Origin of the sequence: Petroclostridium sp. X23 (assembly GCF_030013905.1) — a bacterium.
GTDB lineage: Bacteria > Bacillota > Clostridia > SK-Y3 > SK-Y3 > X23.
On the sequence record NZ_CP124862.1, the window covers coordinates 3,482,233 to 3,500,663 of the forward strand.

The 18,431-nt window shown below is 31.2% G+C and carries 14 protein-coding genes and 1 pseudogene; all 15 read left to right on the plus strand.

The features are described 5' to 3' along the window. The first annotated feature begins 6 nt into the window (after positions 1–6). Positions 7–846: a dTDP-4-dehydrorhamnose reductase gene (gene rfbD, locus QKW49_RS16425; protein WP_282863747.1), complete on the plus strand. Its 840-nt coding sequence runs from the start codon at positions 7–9 to the stop codon at positions 844–846. A 25-nt stretch (positions 847–871) separates the two neighbouring features. Further along, positions 872–1,741 (plus strand): glucose-1-phosphate thymidylyltransferase RfbA, encoded by an 870-nt coding sequence (gene rfbA / locus QKW49_RS16430; protein ID WP_282863748.1) that lies wholly within the window; start codon positions 872–874, stop codon positions 1,739–1,741. Between the two features lie 3 nt (positions 1,742–1,744). Further along, on the plus strand, positions 1,745–2,314 hold the full coding sequence (rfbC, locus tag QKW49_RS16435; protein WP_282863749.1) for a dTDP-4-dehydrorhamnose 3,5-epimerase: 570 nt from the start codon (positions 1,745–1,747) through the stop codon (positions 2,312–2,314). A 9-nt stretch (positions 2,315–2,323) separates the two neighbouring features. Continuing rightward, complete coding sequence (gene rfbB, locus QKW49_RS16440) at positions 2,324–3,346, plus strand: dTDP-glucose 4,6-dehydratase (protein ID WP_282863750.1); 1,023 nt, start codon at positions 2,324–2,326, stop codon at positions 3,344–3,346. A 200-nt stretch (positions 3,347–3,546) separates the two neighbouring features. After that, positions 3,547–4,356, plus strand: coding sequence for an ABC transporter permease (locus QKW49_RS16445; RefSeq protein WP_282863751.1), 810 nt, complete (start codon positions 3,547–3,549; stop codon positions 4,354–4,356). 15 nt (positions 4,357–4,371) lie between these two features. Then, on the plus strand, positions 4,372–5,667 hold the full coding sequence (locus tag QKW49_RS16450; RefSeq protein ID WP_282863752.1) for an ABC transporter ATP-binding protein: 1,296 nt from the start codon (positions 4,372–4,374) through the stop codon (positions 5,665–5,667). A gap of 16 nt (positions 5,668–5,683) precedes the next feature. Further along, positions 5,684–6,304: a methyltransferase domain-containing protein gene (locus tag QKW49_RS16455; protein WP_282863753.1), complete on the plus strand. Its 621-nt coding sequence runs from the start codon at positions 5,684–5,686 to the stop codon at positions 6,302–6,304. Next, complete coding sequence (locus QKW49_RS16460; RefSeq protein WP_282863754.1) at positions 6,301–7,941, plus strand: methyltransferase domain-containing protein; 1,641 nt, start codon at positions 6,301–6,303, stop codon at positions 7,939–7,941. The genes QKW49_RS16455 and QKW49_RS16460 overlap by 4 nt, the downstream gene beginning before the upstream one ends. 14 nt (positions 7,942–7,955) lie before the next feature. Beyond that, positions 7,956–10,802 (plus strand): glycosyltransferase, encoded by a 2,847-nt coding sequence (locus QKW49_RS16465; protein WP_282863755.1) that lies wholly within the window; start codon positions 7,956–7,958, stop codon positions 10,800–10,802. Beyond that, positions 10,803–12,470 carry a glycosyltransferase family 4 protein gene (locus tag QKW49_RS16470; RefSeq protein ID WP_282863756.1) on the plus strand — a complete coding sequence of 556 codons (1,668 nt, stop codon included), beginning with the start codon at positions 10,803–10,805 and terminating at the stop codon, positions 12,468–12,470. Further along, positions 12,471–13,415, plus strand: a complete 945-nt coding sequence (locus QKW49_RS16475) for an NAD-dependent epimerase/dehydratase family protein (protein WP_282863757.1) — start codon at positions 12,471–12,473, stop codon at positions 13,413–13,415. Between the two features lie 148 nt (positions 13,416–13,563). Then, the gene (locus QKW49_RS16480) at positions 13,564–14,622 is read left to right on the plus strand and encodes an acyltransferase (RefSeq protein WP_282863758.1); all 1,059 of its coding nucleotides are present in this window, start codon (positions 13,564–13,566) and stop codon (positions 14,620–14,622) included. Between the two features lie 212 nt (positions 14,623–14,834). Continuing rightward, positions 14,835–16,244 carry an MBOAT family O-acyltransferase gene (locus tag QKW49_RS16485; RefSeq protein WP_282863759.1) on the plus strand — a complete coding sequence of 470 codons (1,410 nt, stop codon included), beginning with the start codon at positions 14,835–14,837 and terminating at the stop codon, positions 16,242–16,244. Positions 16,245–16,253: 9 nt separating this feature from the next. After that, the gene (locus tag QKW49_RS16490) at positions 16,254–17,828 is read left to right on the plus strand and encodes a hypothetical protein (protein WP_282863760.1); all 1,575 of its coding nucleotides are present in this window, start codon (positions 16,254–16,256) and stop codon (positions 17,826–17,828) included. A 193-nt stretch (positions 17,829–18,021) separates the two neighbouring features. Continuing rightward, positions 18,022–18,153 (plus strand): annotated as a pseudogene (locus QKW49_RS16495) (IS110 family transposase); the annotation flags it as partial. Positions 18,154–18,431 lie beyond the last annotated feature (278 nt).

Consider the following 18,431-nt stretch of genomic DNA (forward strand, 5'->3'; position numbering starts at 1 on the left):
TGTGATATGAGAGTATTGATAACCGGAGCTAAAGGAATGTTAGGAACGGATTTGGCAGAAGTACTGCAAGACACACATGAGGTTATAGGTGTAGACATGGATAACTTTGATATTACTAATATCAAAGAGACTGTTGAGAATATTAATGAATTACGACCTGATATCGTAATTCATTGTGCGGCATACACCAATGTAGATGGCTGTGAAAGTGAGATGGAGCTGGCGTATAAGGTAAATGCATTAGGGCCCCGTAATGTAGCAGTCGCATGTAATGAGATAAATGCCGCGATGGTACATATCAGTACAGACTATGTTTTCGATGGGACAAAGGGAGCAAGCTATATAGAAGACGATGCAACAAATGCATTAAGTGTATATGGAAAGTGTAAGTTGGCAGGAGAAAATTATGTTCGAACTGTATTAAATAAGCACTACATTGTCCGGACTCAGTGGTTGTACGGCAAGAACGGAAAGAACTTTGTGAAGACGATGGTAAACTTATCGAAAGAGCGGGATGAGATCAGAGTGGTAAATGACCAGTTTGGCAGCCCGACGTATACCTTAGACCTAGCTTATGCTATCAAAGAGCTGATACAGACGCCTGCTTACGGTATCTATCACATAACGAACAGTGGCGTTGTATCATGGTATGAATTTACTAAAGATATCTTGGAATTAGCTGGTGCACAGGGTGTCAATGTAGTACCTATTACAACCGAAGAAATAGACCGTCCCGCACCAAGGCCAAAGTATTCGCCATTAGAAAACTTTTACTGGAAGCTTAATGGGCATGAACAATTAAGAAGTTATAAACAAGCTTTGGCGGATTATTTAGAAGAAATATAATTCTATAAGAGATGAGGTTGAGCAAATGAAAGGAATTATTCTAGCTGGAGGCGCCGGAACCAGGCTTTATCCGATTACCAAGCCAGTTTCAAAACAAATATTACCGATTTATGATAAACCAATGATTTATTATCCGCTGTCAATTCTGATGCTGGCTGGAATTAGAGAAGTGCTGATTATCTCTACTCCTAGGGATATTGGGTTATTTAAAGAATTGTTTGGGGATGGTTCGCATATAGGTCTTTCTATGTCATATGCCGTACAGGACAAGCCAAGAGGACTGGCCGATGCATTTATTGTAGGAGAAGAATTTATTGGAGACGATAAAGTTTGCCTTGTACTAGGTGACAACGTTTTCTATGGACAAAGCTTTGGTCGTATATTAGAAAATGCTGCAAAAAGAGATGAGGGCGCAACCATCTTCGGCTATTATGTTAAAGACCCTACTGCTTATGGTGTTGTTCAAGTTGATGAAAATGGTAATGCCATATCCATAGAAGAGAAGCCTCAACAGCCAAAGTCCCATTATGCAGTGCCTGGCTTGTATTTCTATGATAATAATGTGGTACAGATAGCGAAGACAATTAAACCTTCTGCTAGAGGAGAATTGGAAATCACGACAGTGAATGAAGAGTATATGAAGCAGGGTAAATTAAAGGTAGAACTTCTTGGAAGAGGAATGGCATGGCTGGATACCGGAACTCATGATGCATTACTAGAGGCGGGTAACTTTGTAGAAGCTATACAAAAAAGGCAAGGGCTTTATGTCTCATGTATCGAAGAAATTGCGTATAGAAAAGGTTACATCACAAAAGAACAGCTTCTTGAGCTTGCTGAACCTTTAAGCAAAACGGAATATGGACAGTACTTATTAAGTGTAGCGGAAGGACTGTAAGGAGTGGGTAAATTTAAGTTTTTAGAAACAGGAATAAAAGATTTATATGTAGTGGAACCTACAGTATTTGATGATCATAGAGGTTTCTTCATGGAGACGTATCATGCACAAGAGTTTAAAGAAGCCGGGCTTGATATGGTATTTGCGCAAGATAATCAGTCACGTTCATCTAGGGGTGTACTCAGGGGACTACATTTCCAGTATAATTATCCTCAAGGGAAATTGGTAAGAGTAATTAAAGGTGAAGTATTTGATGTTGCGGTAGATCTACGAAAAGACTCTGAGACATTTGGAAAATGGTACGGATTATATCTATCTGAAGAAAATAAAAAGCAATTTTATGTTCCTGAAGGTTTTGCCCATGGTTTTCTTGTTACTTCCGATGTAGCTGAGTTTGTTTATAAGTGTACAGACTACTATCATCCGAAAGATGAGGGAGGAATCATTTGGAATGACCCAAATGTAGGAATAGAATGGCCTTTAGATAAAGTAGCAAGTATACTTCTTTCAGCAAAAGATGAGAAGTGGAAAACATTAAAAGAAACTGAGGCCAACTTTTATATAAATAAATGAGGTGGAAGAATGTTAAAATTATTAGTAACAGGTGGAGCTGGATTTATAGGTGGAAATTTTATTCACTATATGCTCAATAAGTATAAAGATTCCCAAATTATCTGTGTTGATGCTCTAACATACGCTGGAAATATGGAAACTTTAGAAGCAGTTTTAGAAAATCCAAGCTTTAAATTTATCAAAGCGGATATTTCAGATAGAGAAATAATTTATAAAGTTTTTGAAGAAGAGAAACCAAATATTATCGTAAATTTTGCAGCAGAGAGCCATGTTGACCGTTCTATAGAAAGCCCGTCTGTATTTTTGCAGACCAATGTAATGGGTACACAGGTGCTCTTAGATGCTTGTAGAAAATATGGAATAGACCGTTACCATCAAGTATCTACTGATGAAGTTTATGGTGATTTGCCTCTTGATAGACCGGATTTATTTTTCACGGAAGATACTCCTATTCATACTTCAAGTCCTTATTCAGCATCTAAGGCAGCGGCAGATTTACTGGTACAGGCATATCATAGAACTTTTAAATTGCCTGTGACAATTTCGCGATGCTCAAATAATTATGGTCCGTATCACTTCCCCGAAAAGCTAATCCCATTAATGATAGCTAATGCGCTAAACAACAAACATTTGCCTGTTTATGGAAAGGGTGAAAATGTACGTGATTGGCTGTATGTAGAAGATCATTGTTCTGCAATTGATTTAATAATTCACAAGGGCAGAATTGGAGAAGTCTATAACATTGGTGGACATAATGAAAGAACTAATTTAGAAGTAGTAAAGACAATTATTAGAGAACTTGGAAAAAATGAAGGCTTAATTAAATTTGTAAAAGACAGAGCAGGACACGATTTGCGATATGCCATTGATCCTACAAAGATTCATAATGAGCTTGGTTGGCTTCCTCAGACTACTTTTGATGAGGGTATAAAAAAGACTATACAATGGTATTTAGATAATAGAAAGTGGTGGGAAAATATTATAAATGAAGAGTATAAAAACTATTACGAAAAAATGTATGGAAGGAGATAAGATAATCTCTATCATAGGTGATGCTTATTATCCAAAAGTGAGTTAAGTTGATAAAACATTCTAGTTTTTTGAACTGTTAAATACTGCATGATGACTTGATATATAATGAATGATAATTTCGCTACTTTTATTTTTATATCGATAATATTATAATAGGACTATTCTTTATCACTAGCTGTATAATGAGGAGTTAGAAACAAATGACATATATTAATGGTTTTTATACTTTTATCCTAAACATTGTAAAAAATAAGCAAACTTTGTTATTACTTGCAAGAAATGATTTTAAAGCGAAATTTGCATCTTCTTTGTTTGGAATAGTATGGGCTTTTATACAGCCTCTCGTTACTATATTTGTATTATGGTTTGTATTCGAGGTGGGTTTTAAAAATCCACCTATAAATAATGTGCCTTTTGTAGTTTGGTTTATACCGGCTTTTTTACCGTGGTCATATTTTTCGGAGGCATTAATCTCTGTGACAAATTCTTTAATAGAATATAAGTATTTGGTAACAAAAGTAAACTTTCGAATAAGTGCTATTCCAGTGGTTAAAATTATTTCGTCAAGTTTTGTTCATATAGGATTTATCTTATTTATTTTTGTTGTATGTAGAATATATGGTTTTAGTATATCTATGTATAATTTTCAAGTTATTTATTATTTTATATGTACGGTGATACTTCTGGTTGGTTTGGGCTGGCTTTTATCATCTTTAGCTGTATTTATACCAGATATATTAAATATAGTATCTGTTTTTATACAAATAGGATTTTGGATAACGCCAATTTTTTGGTCGCCTGATAACATGTCACAATTTGTACAAAGTATTTTAAAAATTAATCCTATGTTTTATATATGTAGAGGGTATAGAGATAGCTTTATTGATAATGTTTGGTTTTGGGAAAGAGGTTTTACTAACTTATACTTTTGGGGTATAGTCATAATTATTTTTGTGATAGGAGCCCTAGTTTTTAAAAGGCTTAGGCCACATTTTGCAGATGTATTATAATAGGAGAATTGTGAAATGAAATGTAATATTGCAATACAAGCAGAGCATGTATCTAAAGTATATAAATTATATAATAAGCCATTAGATAGGCTAAAAGAATCTTTAAGTTTAACAAGAAAACAATATCATGAGAATTACTATGCGTTAAACGATGTTAGCTTTAAGATTAAAAAAGGTGATACAGTAGGAGTTATAGGAGCTAATGGAGCAGGAAAATCTACGTTACTAAAAATACTTACAGGTGTAACGACGCCCACTAATGGCGATATATTTATTAATGGTAAAGTGTCAGCATTATTAGAATTAGGTACAGGATTTAATCCTGAATATACAGGATTGGAAAATATATATTTAAATGGAGCCATGATGGGATTAAGCAGGAAAGCGATGAGTGATAAAGTACAAAGTATTATTGATTTTGCTGATATTGGAGAGTTTATAAGGCAGCCTGTAAAAAGCTACTCAAGTGGTATGTTTGCTCGACTTGCGTTTGCAGTCGCAATTAATGTAGAGCCTGATATTTTAATTGTAGATGAGGCTTTAAGTGTTGGGGATATATTTTTTCAAAATAAGTGCTTTAGAAAGTTTGAGGAACTTAAGGAGAAGAACACTACAGTACTCTATGTATCTCATGACCTTGCCAGCATAAAAGAAATGTGTGATAAAACGATTTGGCTTGAAAAAGGGAAATTAAAAATGTATGGTGAGAATTTGGAAGTATGTAATGAGTATAGTAACAATTTACTCAAGGAAAAAAGCCAATTTCATAAAATATATTCTACAGATCATCTAGAATCAAAAAATTATGATATTCTTTCTATGGATAAGCAAAATTATCCTAATATAAAATATACAAATGATAGTGTAGTAACAGAGGATGTTCAAATAATTTCATGTTTTATTACGAATAATAAAGGAGAAATAAGAGATATATTTTATGCAGGTGAAAAATGTACTTTAAGTATTATATTTGAAAGTAATAGAGATATAAAAAAATGCATTGCAGGTTTTGCTTTAGCGACGAATAAAGGTATGTGGATTATAAACCCAAATACATTGATTGTTGATGGAAAAAGGAGTTTTAATGTAAAAAGCGGAACAATCAATAAAGTAGATTTTAGTTTTAGCATGCCAAAATTAATAGGCGGCGATTATATTATTGAGGTAGCGATTGCTGATGGGATTATGGAGAATTATGAAACATTGGCATGGTTATATAATGTATTAAATATAAAAATTATAAATGAAGGATATCATTATGCATTGTTGGATGTAGATGCTAAAGTAAAAATTTATCAAATGCAAAAGTAGATAGGACGGTTATGATATGCACAAAAGTTCTCTTTTGAATATGGAAAGATTCATTAATAAATATCTTGATAAGAATAAGAATCTAAAAATATTAGATGTAGGAAGCCAGACAGTACCTGAAGATATCATGGGATCGTATAAGGTGTTTTTTAAAAATGATAAAGCAAAATGGGATTATTATGGGTGCGATATGGTTGCTGGCAATAATGTTGATATTGTTCTAAAAAATGTATACAATTGGAGAGAAATAGAATCTAATTCATATGACGTGATAATTAGTGGCCAGGCATTGGAACATGTAGAATTTTTTTGGTTAACTTTTTTAGAGATCAAAAGAGTATTAAAGCATGAAGGGCTGTGCTGTATTATTGTACCATCATCGGGTTACGAGCATAAGTATCCCTTAGATTGCTATAGATATTTTTCAGATGGATTAAGAGCGATTGCAAAATATGTAGGATTGGACGTAGTAGAAATTTATACACAGTCAGATATTAATGAACATCCTGATATGGATGAGATATGGAAAGACAGTGTTTTGATTTGTAGAAAACCTAACAAAAATCTTTTAAAAGATGTGAAGTTTTTTATAAAATCTAGCCTTATTAAATTTGCATCGCGAGGGGCAACAAAGTGAATAGATATGAAACTAATATAGATTTCGATAAAGATAGTACACTAACTTGTATTTTAAAACAAATTAAAAAAAATTCTACTGTTCTTGAATTTGGTCCTGCAACGGGATATATGACAAAATATTTGAAGCAAGAGTTAAACTGTAATGTATATATAGTAGAAGTAGAAAAAAAAGCATTTTCTCATGCGATACAATATGCTGATGGCGGCCTACTGGGGGATATAGAAGGTTATGCTTGGAAAGAAAAGTTTAAGCAAATAAAGTTTGATTACATTTGTTTTGCCGATGTGCTTGAACATTTAAGGAATCCTCGTGAAGTAGTACAGGAAAGTTTGACATTGCTAAAAGATGATGGTAGATTATTTGTTTCTATACCTAATATAGCGCATAATGCAATTATAATCAATTTAATAAATAATAAATTTGAATATAAAAAAACAGGATTATTAGATGATACCCATATACATTTTTTTACAAAGCATTCATTGGATCAGCTATTAGAAAGTAGCGATATGGTTGTTGAAAAAGAGGAAGCGATTTATAATAATGTTGAGGATACAGAGTTTAACATATCATTTGCAGATGTGGAAGGAAATGTAGCAGAGGCGCTTCAAAATAGAAGGTTTGCAAATGTATATCAATATGTTTTTTCAGCTATAAAACGTAGTTATTATGAAAAAAATAAAAACAATATTATTCTTATGAGAAATATAAGAGAGTATAGCAGATTATATAGTACTGCTTTATATCTGGATATAGGTGAAGGATTTAAAGAAACAGAAAAAAAAATTCAGTGCTATTACTATAATAAAAATAATACTTTTACAGTGCGTTTTAATATTGATAAAGAAAATGTTAAGGTTCTTCGTTTTGATCCATGTGAATTTCCATGTAAAATAGAAGATTTTAAAATTACCTCTAATATTGAGGGTATAAAAGTCAATAAATATAATATAGCATATTGTAAAGATAATATTGATGTGTTTATGAATAGTGATCCTATTTATATTTTAGAATGTGATGATTTTACAGGCATTAAAGAGATAGAAATTAGCGGTAGTATACAAAAAATTACATTTGAAGAATTGGAAGAATATTATTTAGAGGAAAACAAGAGAATCTCTAGCGAAGCAACTATTAATATATACAAGTTAAACAAAACAATAAGTCAATTGAGCAAGCATATACAAGAGAAGCAAGGTGAAATTAACCAAGCAATAGAAGAAATCAAGAAAAAAGATTTTGAAATAAACCGGTTGAATAATCACATAGAGGAAAAGCAAGGTGAAATTGATCAAGTAATAGAAAAAATCAAGAAAAGAGATTTTGAAATAAACCGGTTGAATAATCACATAGAGGAAAAGCAAGATGAAATTAATGGAGCGATAGAAGAAATCAAGGCAAGAGATTTTGAAATAAGTCGGTTGAATAAACATATAAGGGATAAGCAAGACGAAGTTCATTGCGCAATAGAAGAAATTAAATATAAAGATTCTTTTATTGAAAGTTTAGATAAAATCTTGGAAGAAAAAGATAATAGGATCGAGGAAATAAGTAAACAATTAGATTTTATAAAAAATTCTATTAGTTATAAAATCACAAAACCCTTTCGGTGGGTAAAAAAAATATTTAAATAGATGGGGTAACTTATATGGGGTTAATGGGGAAATTACATGTAATAAAAGTAGCATATAAAAATATAGAAAACAAACATTTGATATTTAAAAAAGTTCTCTATGCATTAAAAAATGGCGGATTGGTTGGCTTAAAGAATAAAATTTTAAATGTGAGCAACAAAGCAGAAAATACTACTGCAGGTACAATAGATATCTATGAGATGCAACAGTCCGAGGAAAAACAGGAATTTAACGTAAATACAAAACTAACAGTAGTTATTGATATTAAAGGTCTAAATGTGTGCATTAGAGGAACTCTTAATAGTTTGAAAGAGCAGAGTTATCAAAAGTTTAATATTGCTGTGATGGCACCTAAAGGTTATCAGATACCCCAACAAATATCAAAAGAAATTAGAACATATTATTTTGATGATAATGTGAGAGACGTAGTAAATAACGTACTTGCAGAAGCAGAAAATGAATATCTTTTATTTATAAATGGCGGAAATGTTCTCTCACCAGATGCTTTGATATATTTTGCGAAAGAAATGGAAAATACGGGAAGTGACTTGGCTTATTGTGATGAATGTTTATTTGACGGTGAAAACGGAAGAAAAATTAAGTATTTTATAAAACCAGACTTTTCTTGTTATGATTTGTATAATAGTCTTTATATAGGACAGGGGGTTTCCTTTTCTAAATTTGCTTTAGAAAAGGTTGGGGGATTTGATGAAAAGCTGAAAACTTTTAGTGGAAGAATAAGTGATGCAGTATTAAAAGTTGCAAGTATATCATCCAATATCACTCATATTGAAAGGGTATTGCTACTAAGAAACAGCTATACTGAAGAGGATATTGTGTTAGAAAACAGCAGTATAGTCAAAAAATCATTGCAAAGAATGGGCTTTAAATTAAGCGTGGTACCGAAACAAAGAAGCTTTAGCCTACATGCTTTAGAAAAAAATGGAAAGGTATCAATTATTATTCCTACTGACGACTATAAAAAAGTGCTTGTGTGTATAGAACATATTTTATTAAATACACAGTATGCCGTATATGAAATTATTATTGTATCTACGAATCAAATATGTTCAAAGCTTCAAAAATACTTTGCATATGCAGACAGTATTAAATATGTTACTTATGAAGAAGAATTTAACTATAGTAAGAAGTGTAATTTAGGAGCAAAAAATGCAGAAGGAGAGTTTTTTGTTTTTTTGCATGATTATATTATTACTGAACAAAAAACTTGGCTATGTAATATGATTAATTGCTTTGTATTTTCAAATGTAGGAGGAGTATCTCCAAAGATTTTGAGAAGTGACAATACTATACGTTATGCAGGTATTATTTCAGGTGGATTTGGATTTTTTTCTTTACCTTTTAATGGAGAACCGAATACTTTGGTGGAAAGTTTTAGTGAACCTGTATTTACGAATAGACAGATTTCTGTTCTTTCAGCCACTTGTCTTGCTGTAAGAAAGTCTACTTTTGATAAAACAGATGGATTCAATGAATATGAAACAAAAGAGAAATTCAGTAATGCTGCATTTTCTTTTGAGATACAAAAACAGGGTTTATATTGTGTGTACTGTTCAGAATCTGAAGTATATGCGAACGGCGGCAATTGGTATGATAGTTGGTTTGAAAGAGAGAGCAAGACAGCCTATATTTATATGCTAAAAAATTATGGAGAATTTTTAAGTCATGATCCGTATTTTACGGATAGTATGAGATATGTCATGCTCAAAAATGTTCCAATAGATTATAAAGTTTTTGCAAAAAACAGTAGTAAAAAATCTGCTAAGAGTGTATTATTAATTTCTCACGAATTATCTATAACAGGAGCTCCAGTAGCGCTCAGCTATGCTGCAAAGGCATTACATGATAATGGGTATTATACAAGTGTATTATCTCCATACGATGGAAGAATGAGAGAAGAAATATCAAAAGAAGGTATTAGTGTCATAATAAATTCATCAATAAACGGAGGAGAGTTTTGGCTAAAGTTTGCAGAAAACTTTGATTTAATTGTTGTTAGTACATTGGTACAATATCATAGTATAATTCAGCTTGAGAAACTTAATATTCCTGTAATGTGGTGGGTACATGAGGCACAAGATAGCTATGAAAGAGGAGCTAAAGACCTAATTCCGCATACAGTATCTGAAAATGTACATATTTACTGTGGCGGTGGGTATGCGAGACGCATGATGAATAAATATAGACCTAAATATCAGCCAAAAGAACTGCTTTATTATGTGCCTGACTATTCAACAGGGATTAAAAAAGATTATGGTTATAAGTTAGAGAACATTGAAGGAAAATTTGTTTTTGCAACTATAGGTACTATAGAATGGCGTAAAGGTCAGGATATTTTCGCAAGAGCAATTAAAGAGATGCCGTATGAGTATGTTAAGAAGTGCCAATTTTTGTTTATTGGAAGGAATATAGACCAAGATATTTATAATAAGGTTATAGAAGTGAAAGAACTGTATCCGAAAAATGTATCTTTAATTAGAGAAGTTTCAAGAGATGAAATTAGAGATATTTATAATCAATGTACTGCGATAGTTTGTGCCTCTCGAGATGATCCTATGCCTATCTTTATGACAGAGTGTTTAATGCTTTCAAAAATTGCAATTTGTTCTGAGAATACAGGGACTGCGGATCTATTAATAGATGGCGTAAATGGATTTATCTATCATAATAATGATTATAAAGAGTTAATGGAAAAAATTAAGTGTGTCATAGATAACGAGCAAAAGCTTACGCAAATAAAAATTGAAGGCAGAAGAACATATGAAAAACATTTCTCTGTTGATGTATTTAATGATAATATACTAAAAATTACTAACGAATTATTAAGCGGAGATAGTTAAATGAATGAGAATATGTATAGATTTAAAAACATTGTAATACAAGAGAACAATAACGTAAAGGATGTATATGGTCACAACTTTTTTCACAAAAACAATAGAGAATTTTTAGGTGGAGATGATAACTCGCTTTTTATTGCTTTTACAAAAGATAAATATAAATATATTAAAATCACACACAAAATAAAGAGTGACATCGACGGCCTACGGTTTAAGTTATACTATGCATTGTTACCGGAAAATGCATTCTGTGAAGAACAATCTTTTGAGCTTGGTTTTATGGATGGAGAGGAATATACGTATATATTAAGACTAAAAAACAAAAGTGATGCTTTTCGTTTTGATTTTGGTTTTAAACCCATTAACTTTAAATTTCAAAAGTTTAAAATTCAAAAACCAACTATTTTTGAAGTAATAAAAAAAATGAGTGTAAGTGCTCTTAAGAATTATAGAAATGTAATAAGATATATTTCTAATAATCATATTAATCTAGGTAAAATTCTGAGAAAAATAAAGGAAGTAGGTTTGATTGAAGCGGTTCAAGGTGCGAAAGAAAAAGCGGCACTTGCAATAAAAGAGGGTGCAGCCGATAAAACAATCCAGCAAGTGGTTGAGCCTTATCAAGTAACAATTAAGCAAGAGCTTGAACCTAATAGAAAAAAAATACTCCATTTTATCGAAAATTTCTATACAGGAGGTTCATCACGTTTGATCATTGATATTATTGAGTATTATGGTCATAAATATGATAATAAAATTTTTACCATGGCATATCGTGGGAAAGAAGAATTTCTAGGTGTTGAAGTAGAAGTAGTTGATGTTAATAATAAAAAAGATGTGCTTAAAAAAATTAAGGAGTATAATCCTGATATTATTCATGTTCATATCTGGGAAGGTGAGTGGTATCATAAAGTCTTTAGTTTGCTGCAAGAAGTTAACAGTATTAAGATGATAGAAAATATAAATACTCCGATAGAGCCTATTTTAAGAGAATATGTTGATAAATATGTATTTGTAAGCAACTATGTTTTAGAAAACTTTCATAAAAAAGATGATAGCAAAAGCATGGTTATTTATCCCGGATCTAATTTTCATATGTTTACTAGAAAGTTAGAGGGAGAATACCTGGCAAAAGATACTATTGGCATGGTATATCGGTTAGGATATGATAAATTAAATCAATATTCCATAGATGTATTTATTAAAACAGTAAAGAAAAGACCTCAGACAAAGGCAATTATTGTTGGCGGAGGGCCACAATATGAGTATTATGTGGACAAAGTAAAAAGAGCAGGAGTTTTCAAAAATTTCATATTTACTGGATATGTGCCGTATAACTCCTTGCCAAGTTGGTATGAAAAATTCACTATATTTGTAGCTCCAGTTTGGAAAGAAAGCTTTGGACAAGTTTCACCATTTGCTATGAGTATGGGTATGCCTGTCGCAGGATATGATATTGGTGCACTAAGTGAAATTATTGGCACTAGCGAAGTACTTGCGCCTTCGGATGATTCAGACAAGCTTTCAGACATCTTGGTGCAGTTGCTTAATGATTATGAAAGATGTAAAGAAATTGGAAGGTTTAATCAAAAGCGTGCTTGGGATAACTTTGGTGTTGAAACAATGGTAGATGCTTATGATAAAGTGTATAATGAACTACTAGAGAGGTAGATGACAATGCAAACGTGTTTGGTTATGGGTGCAGGGGGCTTTATAGGCAAGGCTCTCTGCAAAAAGCTTGCTAAAGAGTATAAAGTTTTAGCTTATGATATTCGACCGATTGAAGAGCTTAAAGACGTCGAAAATATAAAAATAGTAACAGGAAACTTTATAGAAGAAAAAAATTTTCAAAATATTCTAGATGGTGTTGATAAAGTATTTCATTTGATAAGTACTACAATACCATCAGAAAGTACCAAGCATATAGATATTGAGATAGAGCACAATATAATTCCGACAGTAAGGCTTTTGGAAGGTATGGTTGCTTGTGGCGTGAATGAAATTATTTTTGCTTCTTCAGGTGGAACGATTTACGGAGAAACAGGAAATCATATAAACTGCGTAGACGATCGTTTAAATCCTATTTGTAGCTATGGTGTACAAAAAAAGGTAATAGAAAGCTATTTAGAGTTTTATGGTATCCGCTATGGAATCAATTATAAAATTGCCAGAATATCAAATCCGTATGGGTTAGGACAAAATCCTGATAAACCGCAAGGTGTCATTCCTATTTTTATAAAAAGATTGTTTAATAATGAACCAATTACTATATTCGGTGATGGAAATAATGAGAGAGACTATATATATATGGATGATTTGATGGATGCTCTTATTGCTTTGACAAAATACAGTGGAGATAAGCATATTTTTAACATTGGTTCCGGTCAGGTGCATACTCTTAATGAAATTATTGAGAGTATAGAAAAACAAGCAGATAGAAAGTTTATTCTAATAAAATATGCAGATATGAGGAAGTGCGATGTCTCAAAAACATTACTAGAGACAAAAACTTCGCAAGCAGAGTTAAAATGGAAACCGCGAATAAGTCTTAATAATGGGATATCAGTAATAGTGAATGGCCATATTCAGCATAAAAATAAAATTGATGCATGGTAGTACTCTTTTATCACTAGTAATATTCGAATAAAAAAAGTTTTAATGGACATAACTAAAAAACTCTTAATGCTATAGAATTATTTCAATTACTGGAATAGTTATAATGATTATAATATACCAGTTCATACGAAAAGGAGATACTATTATAATGAGAAATAGAATTAATACTTTACAATTTTTAAGAGCATTCCTTGCTGTTTATATTCTATTATTTCATGTAATCTTAGAGCTTAATAATCAGTATAAATCCCAGTATGTACTACTATCAAGAATAATTGCTAATGGATATACAGCAATTGATTTGTTTTTTATACTAAGTGGATTTGTTATTTTTTATAATTATTCTCATAAAATAGGAGATATAAAAGGGGCGAGGAATTTTCTAATTAAAAGGATTTTACGTATATATCCTTTATATTGGATTGTGACTCTACTGACTGTTGTTACTTTATTTGGACTGTATAAAGTAAAGCTTTGGGAAAACAAAGAATTATTGTTTAAATCATTACTATTAATTCCGCAAAATGGTTATCCTATAGTAGCTCCGGCATGGACATTAAGCTATATTGTTTTCTTCTATATAATATTTTCACTAGTAATGTTTAAACCAAAAGTTTTTATCCCAATGGTATCATGTTGGCTTCTGGCGATCGTATTAAATTTATTTGAAATAATAAGCTTATCCAAATATAATAATTATTTGGTTTCTTTTCTATTTAGTTGGATGTTTTTAGAGTTTTTTATGGGATGTTTGGTGGCCTATATTGTACAGAAGTTCCATATCAAGTATGAAACTTATTTTCTTTTAGTTGGTATGTTTCTATACGGGTTTTCATGTGGATTTAACTTTGAAATTCATAGATTGTTAAGTATTGCTGCACCAGTTTCGCTAGTTATACTTGGTTTAGTATTGGTAGAGATGAAATATGAAATTGTAACTCCCAAATTAATATGTTTCTTGGGAGATGCGTCATATTCCATTTATATTATGCATTACTTAGTGACGGTTAATATATTAATAGGTGTTACAAAAGTAAACCAATTGGAAAAAGTAATTGACTATAATTTGATATTATTAATTATACTTAGCTTAGGAGTGATAGTTAGTATACTATATTACTTATTTGTTGAAAAGCCACTAGTAAAAGTATTGGATAAAATACAGTATAAGTTCATAGATACGTACAATATAAGTAACAATCCTTAAGAAGGTAATACTGTATAACGAGCTGACAGAGATTTGTTAAAACAAATAGATTTATAGTAAGTATTTTTATACATATTAATTATTTAATTAAGTATTGATGAAAATGTATTGTGTACAAATCAATAAGAATGGAATGCAAAAATAGAATAATAACTGGAGTTGAGGAAGTATTAAAAGTATATAAATCAAGTTATGAAAAAAGGAGATGTATTATGGTTTTTAGTTCTAATATATTTTTATTTATTTTTTTGCCATTAACTTTGGGAGGATATTATATTGTAAATTCTAAGTTAAGAAATTACTGGCTCTTAATATGCAGTTTGTTTTTTTATTTTTGGGGCGAACCAAAATTTATACTTATAATGATTTCGTCAGTTACAATTAACTACATATATGGATTATTGATTCATTTTACTCATATAAAAGAATTGAGGCTAGGTATTAAAAGGCTCGTATTATTTGGAGCGGTCATCTCTAATTTAGGGCTACTTTTTTGGTTTAAATATTTGGATTTTTCAATTAGAATAGTAAATACCTTATTCAGTAGCAATATGCCATTAATGAAAATTGCTCTTCCTATAGGAATATCTTTTTTTACTTTTCAAGGTATGACTTACGTAATTGACTTATATTGGAGAAAAGTAAGTGTACAGAAAAATCCTTTTAAAATAGCACTATATATCTCACTATTTCCACAGCTGATAGCGGGGCCTATTGTAAGATATAAAGATGTTAATGATCAAATTGACGACAGAAATGTAGATATATACAAATTTAACGCAGGCATTAAACGTTTTAGCATTGGATTGGGTAAGAAAGTTATTATTGCGAATACCGTTGCTTTGGTTACGGACAACATCTTTAATGTGCCCTATATGGAGCATGCCATATTAACTGCATGGCTTGGTATAATTTGCTATTCTCTACAAATCTATTTTGATTTCAGTGGGTATAGTGATATGGCCATTGGTCTTGGGAAAATGTTTGGCTTTGAATTTTTAGAGAATTTTAACTATCCGTATATTTCTAAAAGTATCACAGAGTTCTGGAGAAGATGGCATATTTCTTTGTCATCATTTTTTCGAGATTATTTATATATTCCACTTGGAGGAAACAGAACAGGAAATGTATACTTTAATTTACTAATCGTATTTTTTGCTACAGGATTATGGCATGGAGCTTCCCTTAATTTTGTTGTATGGGGATTATGGCATGGCGCTTTTATAATTACTGAAAGAATATTTAAAAGATATAGTATCGTTAAGACACCATCAATTATAAAGCGTATTTATACACTTTTAGTTGTGATTATTGGATGGGTATTTTTTAGGGCAGATAATTTAAGTTATGCGATTGGTTATTTAGGAAGAATGTTCGGTGTAGTAGAAGGACAAAATGTTGGATTTACGACAGCATATTATATAGATAATTTTTTAATATTTATTTTAATTATTGCAACTATAGCTTCTACTGGGCTATTACTAAAACTGAATGATAATTTAAAACTCTATAAAAATATTTATGTGATTACTGAAGCTGGGTATATTTCTTTTATATTATTTGTAAGTATAATTTTTGTAATGACGTCTACATACAACCCATTTATTTATTTTAGATTCTAGGAGGCAATAATGAAGGACTTTAGTATAAATAAAATGTGTACTTATATTTCTATTGCTATTTTTTCTTTACTAATTACATTACCTCTTATTTTTATCAATACAGATAAAAATAAGATTTCTGTTACTGAAAACAGAAAGCTTTCTCCGTTTCCACCGTTGAAAACGGAGAAAAATAAATATAATCACTCTTTTATTAAAGATTTTGAAAAATTTGTGGATGATAATATTGGATTTAAGCAAGAAGCTGTTATTGCTGATATAGCTTATTTCTATAAAGTTTTTCATAAAGTAAAAGTTCCACATTATTTAGAGGGTAAGAATCAACATCTTTTCTATGCAGTTCCTTGGAACAATATTCCTATTTATCAAGGAAAGAATCACTTGAAAGAAACAGAGTTAAAGCAATCTGCAGATGCTTTTATGACAATGAAAAAGTATTTTGAAAAAACAGGTGCTAAGTTTCTGATGATGACAATACCGGAGAAGGAAAATATTTATCCAGAGTACTATCCAAAATCTATAATTCGCTTGAATGATAAGACAACTGTAGATATTTTAATTGAATACTTACAAAAAAACACAGATATTGATGTGTTTAGTGTTAAAGAGCAGCTCATTAATAATAAAGGCAAGGAATTATTATATTATCGCAATGTTGACCCAGCCCACTGGAACATGAATGGTGCCTTTATAGGATATATGGAACTTATGAAAAAGATACAAAAAAGCTTTCCGGATATAAAGATTTTGAATAAGGAAGATTTTGATATAACGGAAATGCCATCAAAAGGGACGCTAGCCCATCTAGCGGATTTTAAAATTATAGCAGATGCTATGAGACTCAAGGACAGCATATATGGTTATAATTTAAAAGGAGGCTATAATTTTAAAGTTACAGATAAAGTCCCAGAAGGAGTTGTATTAGATAAAAATAATAATTTTTATCATTATACAAATACCAAAGATCCCAATTTGCCCAAATTATTAATGATAGGAGACTCTTTTATATATTTATACATGCTGCCAATGCTTACAGAAAGCTTCAGCGATGTGTATTTTACACGATATTCAAATGCCTATGAAATAGTAAAGTTGCAAGAAACGATAAAAGCTGATATTGTTGTATATGAGACGGTAGAACGAGGGTTTAATTATGCGGTAAAGACAAAATCTATTGCAGAAATGTCTAACTATATAGATAACGATTTTACATATGAATCATTAAAAACGATAGATCAGCAACCAGCAGTCTATATCGATATACCAGTTATTAAAGATGGTGCTTTACCCGTGAATAGTGATACTATTACTACACCTATTCTTGGCTGGGCAGTTGATGCAAAAGAAGAAAAGCTATCAGGAGGGTTATATCTTAAATTGAATAATAAGTACTACAAGGCTGTTATGATGGAAAGACCTGATTTAGCAAAGGTAAAACAAGAATATATCTATGCAGGATTTGAATTCAACATTCCAACAAATGAGTTGATTAGCACTGATAAAATTCAAATTATTGTAATTTCAAACGATAAAACATATAAGTATAAACCTTTTGAGATAAAGTTTAAAATTGAGAATAAGTGAAATATGTTTATTTAAGGATAGAATTTACCATTTAAAATCAATCTTAAAGGTTTCATTGGACGAGGCACAGAGAAATCCATTCCGGTATTCTTAACCCTAATTGCAGATTTAGAGGAATTACGTCAATGGTTGGAAACAGAAAATTGCCGTTATGTAGTAATGGAAAGATAGCATTCTGGAATCAGCTTTTGATGAATCCATGGCATTAATCGTTGCAAACGCTAGACATATGAAGAATGTTCTAGGAAAGAAGACCGATATGAAGGATGCCGAATGGATTGCTACATTACTACGCGCAGGTCTTCTTAATGGAAGTTTTATTCCTTCTACGATATACGGGAACTTAGAGATTTAAGCTTTCGAGTTTTCTAAGCGACATTTTTGGAGTATTAGGTAGAGCAATTATTAACCATTTAGCAATTCGTGGAAATATAACACCCGAAGCTGTAGATACTTATGTTCAAAAGCAAGCAAGAAAAAAGTTGAATGAAATAAAAGTTGCAGTCAATGGTCGAATGAATTAACATCAGAGAAATTTCTTTAAGCTTCTTTTAAAACGTCTGGATGAATGAATTTGGGCAGATTGTACAAAATGAATGGCTA

Bases quoted from the DNA above. Each gene is read 5' to 3' on its own strand.
- rfbD (WP_282863747.1), top strand. From the start codon at position 7: ATGAGAGTATTGATAACCGGAGCTAAAGGAATGTTAGGAACGGATTTG.
- rfbA (WP_282863748.1), top strand. From the start codon at position 872: ATGAAAGGAATTATTCTAGCTGGAGGCGCCGGAACCAGGCTTTATCCG.
- rfbB (WP_282863750.1), top strand. From the start codon at position 2,324: ATGTTAAAATTATTAGTAACAGGTGGAGCTGGATTTATAGGTGGAAAT.
- QKW49_RS16445 (WP_282863751.1), top strand. From the start codon at position 3,547: ATGACATATATTAATGGTTTTTATACTTTTATCCTAAACATTGTAAAA.
- QKW49_RS16450 (WP_282863752.1), top strand. From the start codon at position 4,372: ATGAAATGTAATATTGCAATACAAGCAGAGCATGTATCTAAAGTATAT.
- QKW49_RS16455 (WP_282863753.1), top strand. From the start codon at position 5,684: ATGCACAAAAGTTCTCTTTTGAATATGGAAAGATTCATTAATAAATAT.
- QKW49_RS16465 (WP_282863755.1), top strand. From the start codon at position 7,956: ATGGGGTTAATGGGGAAATTACATGTAATAAAAGTAGCATATAAAAAT.
- QKW49_RS16470 (WP_282863756.1), top strand. From the start codon at position 10,803: ATGAATGAGAATATGTATAGATTTAAAAACATTGTAATACAAGAGAAC.
- QKW49_RS16475 (WP_282863757.1), top strand. From the start codon at position 12,471: ATGACAATGCAAACGTGTTTGGTTATGGGTGCAGGGGGCTTTATAGGC.
- QKW49_RS16480 (WP_282863758.1), top strand. From the start codon at position 13,564: ATGAGAAATAGAATTAATACTTTACAATTTTTAAGAGCATTCCTTGCT.
- QKW49_RS16485 (WP_282863759.1), top strand. From the start codon at position 14,835: ATGGTTTTTAGTTCTAATATATTTTTATTTATTTTTTTGCCATTAACT.
- QKW49_RS16490 (WP_282863760.1), top strand. From the start codon at position 16,254: ATGAAGGACTTTAGTATAAATAAAATGTGTACTTATATTTCTATTGCT.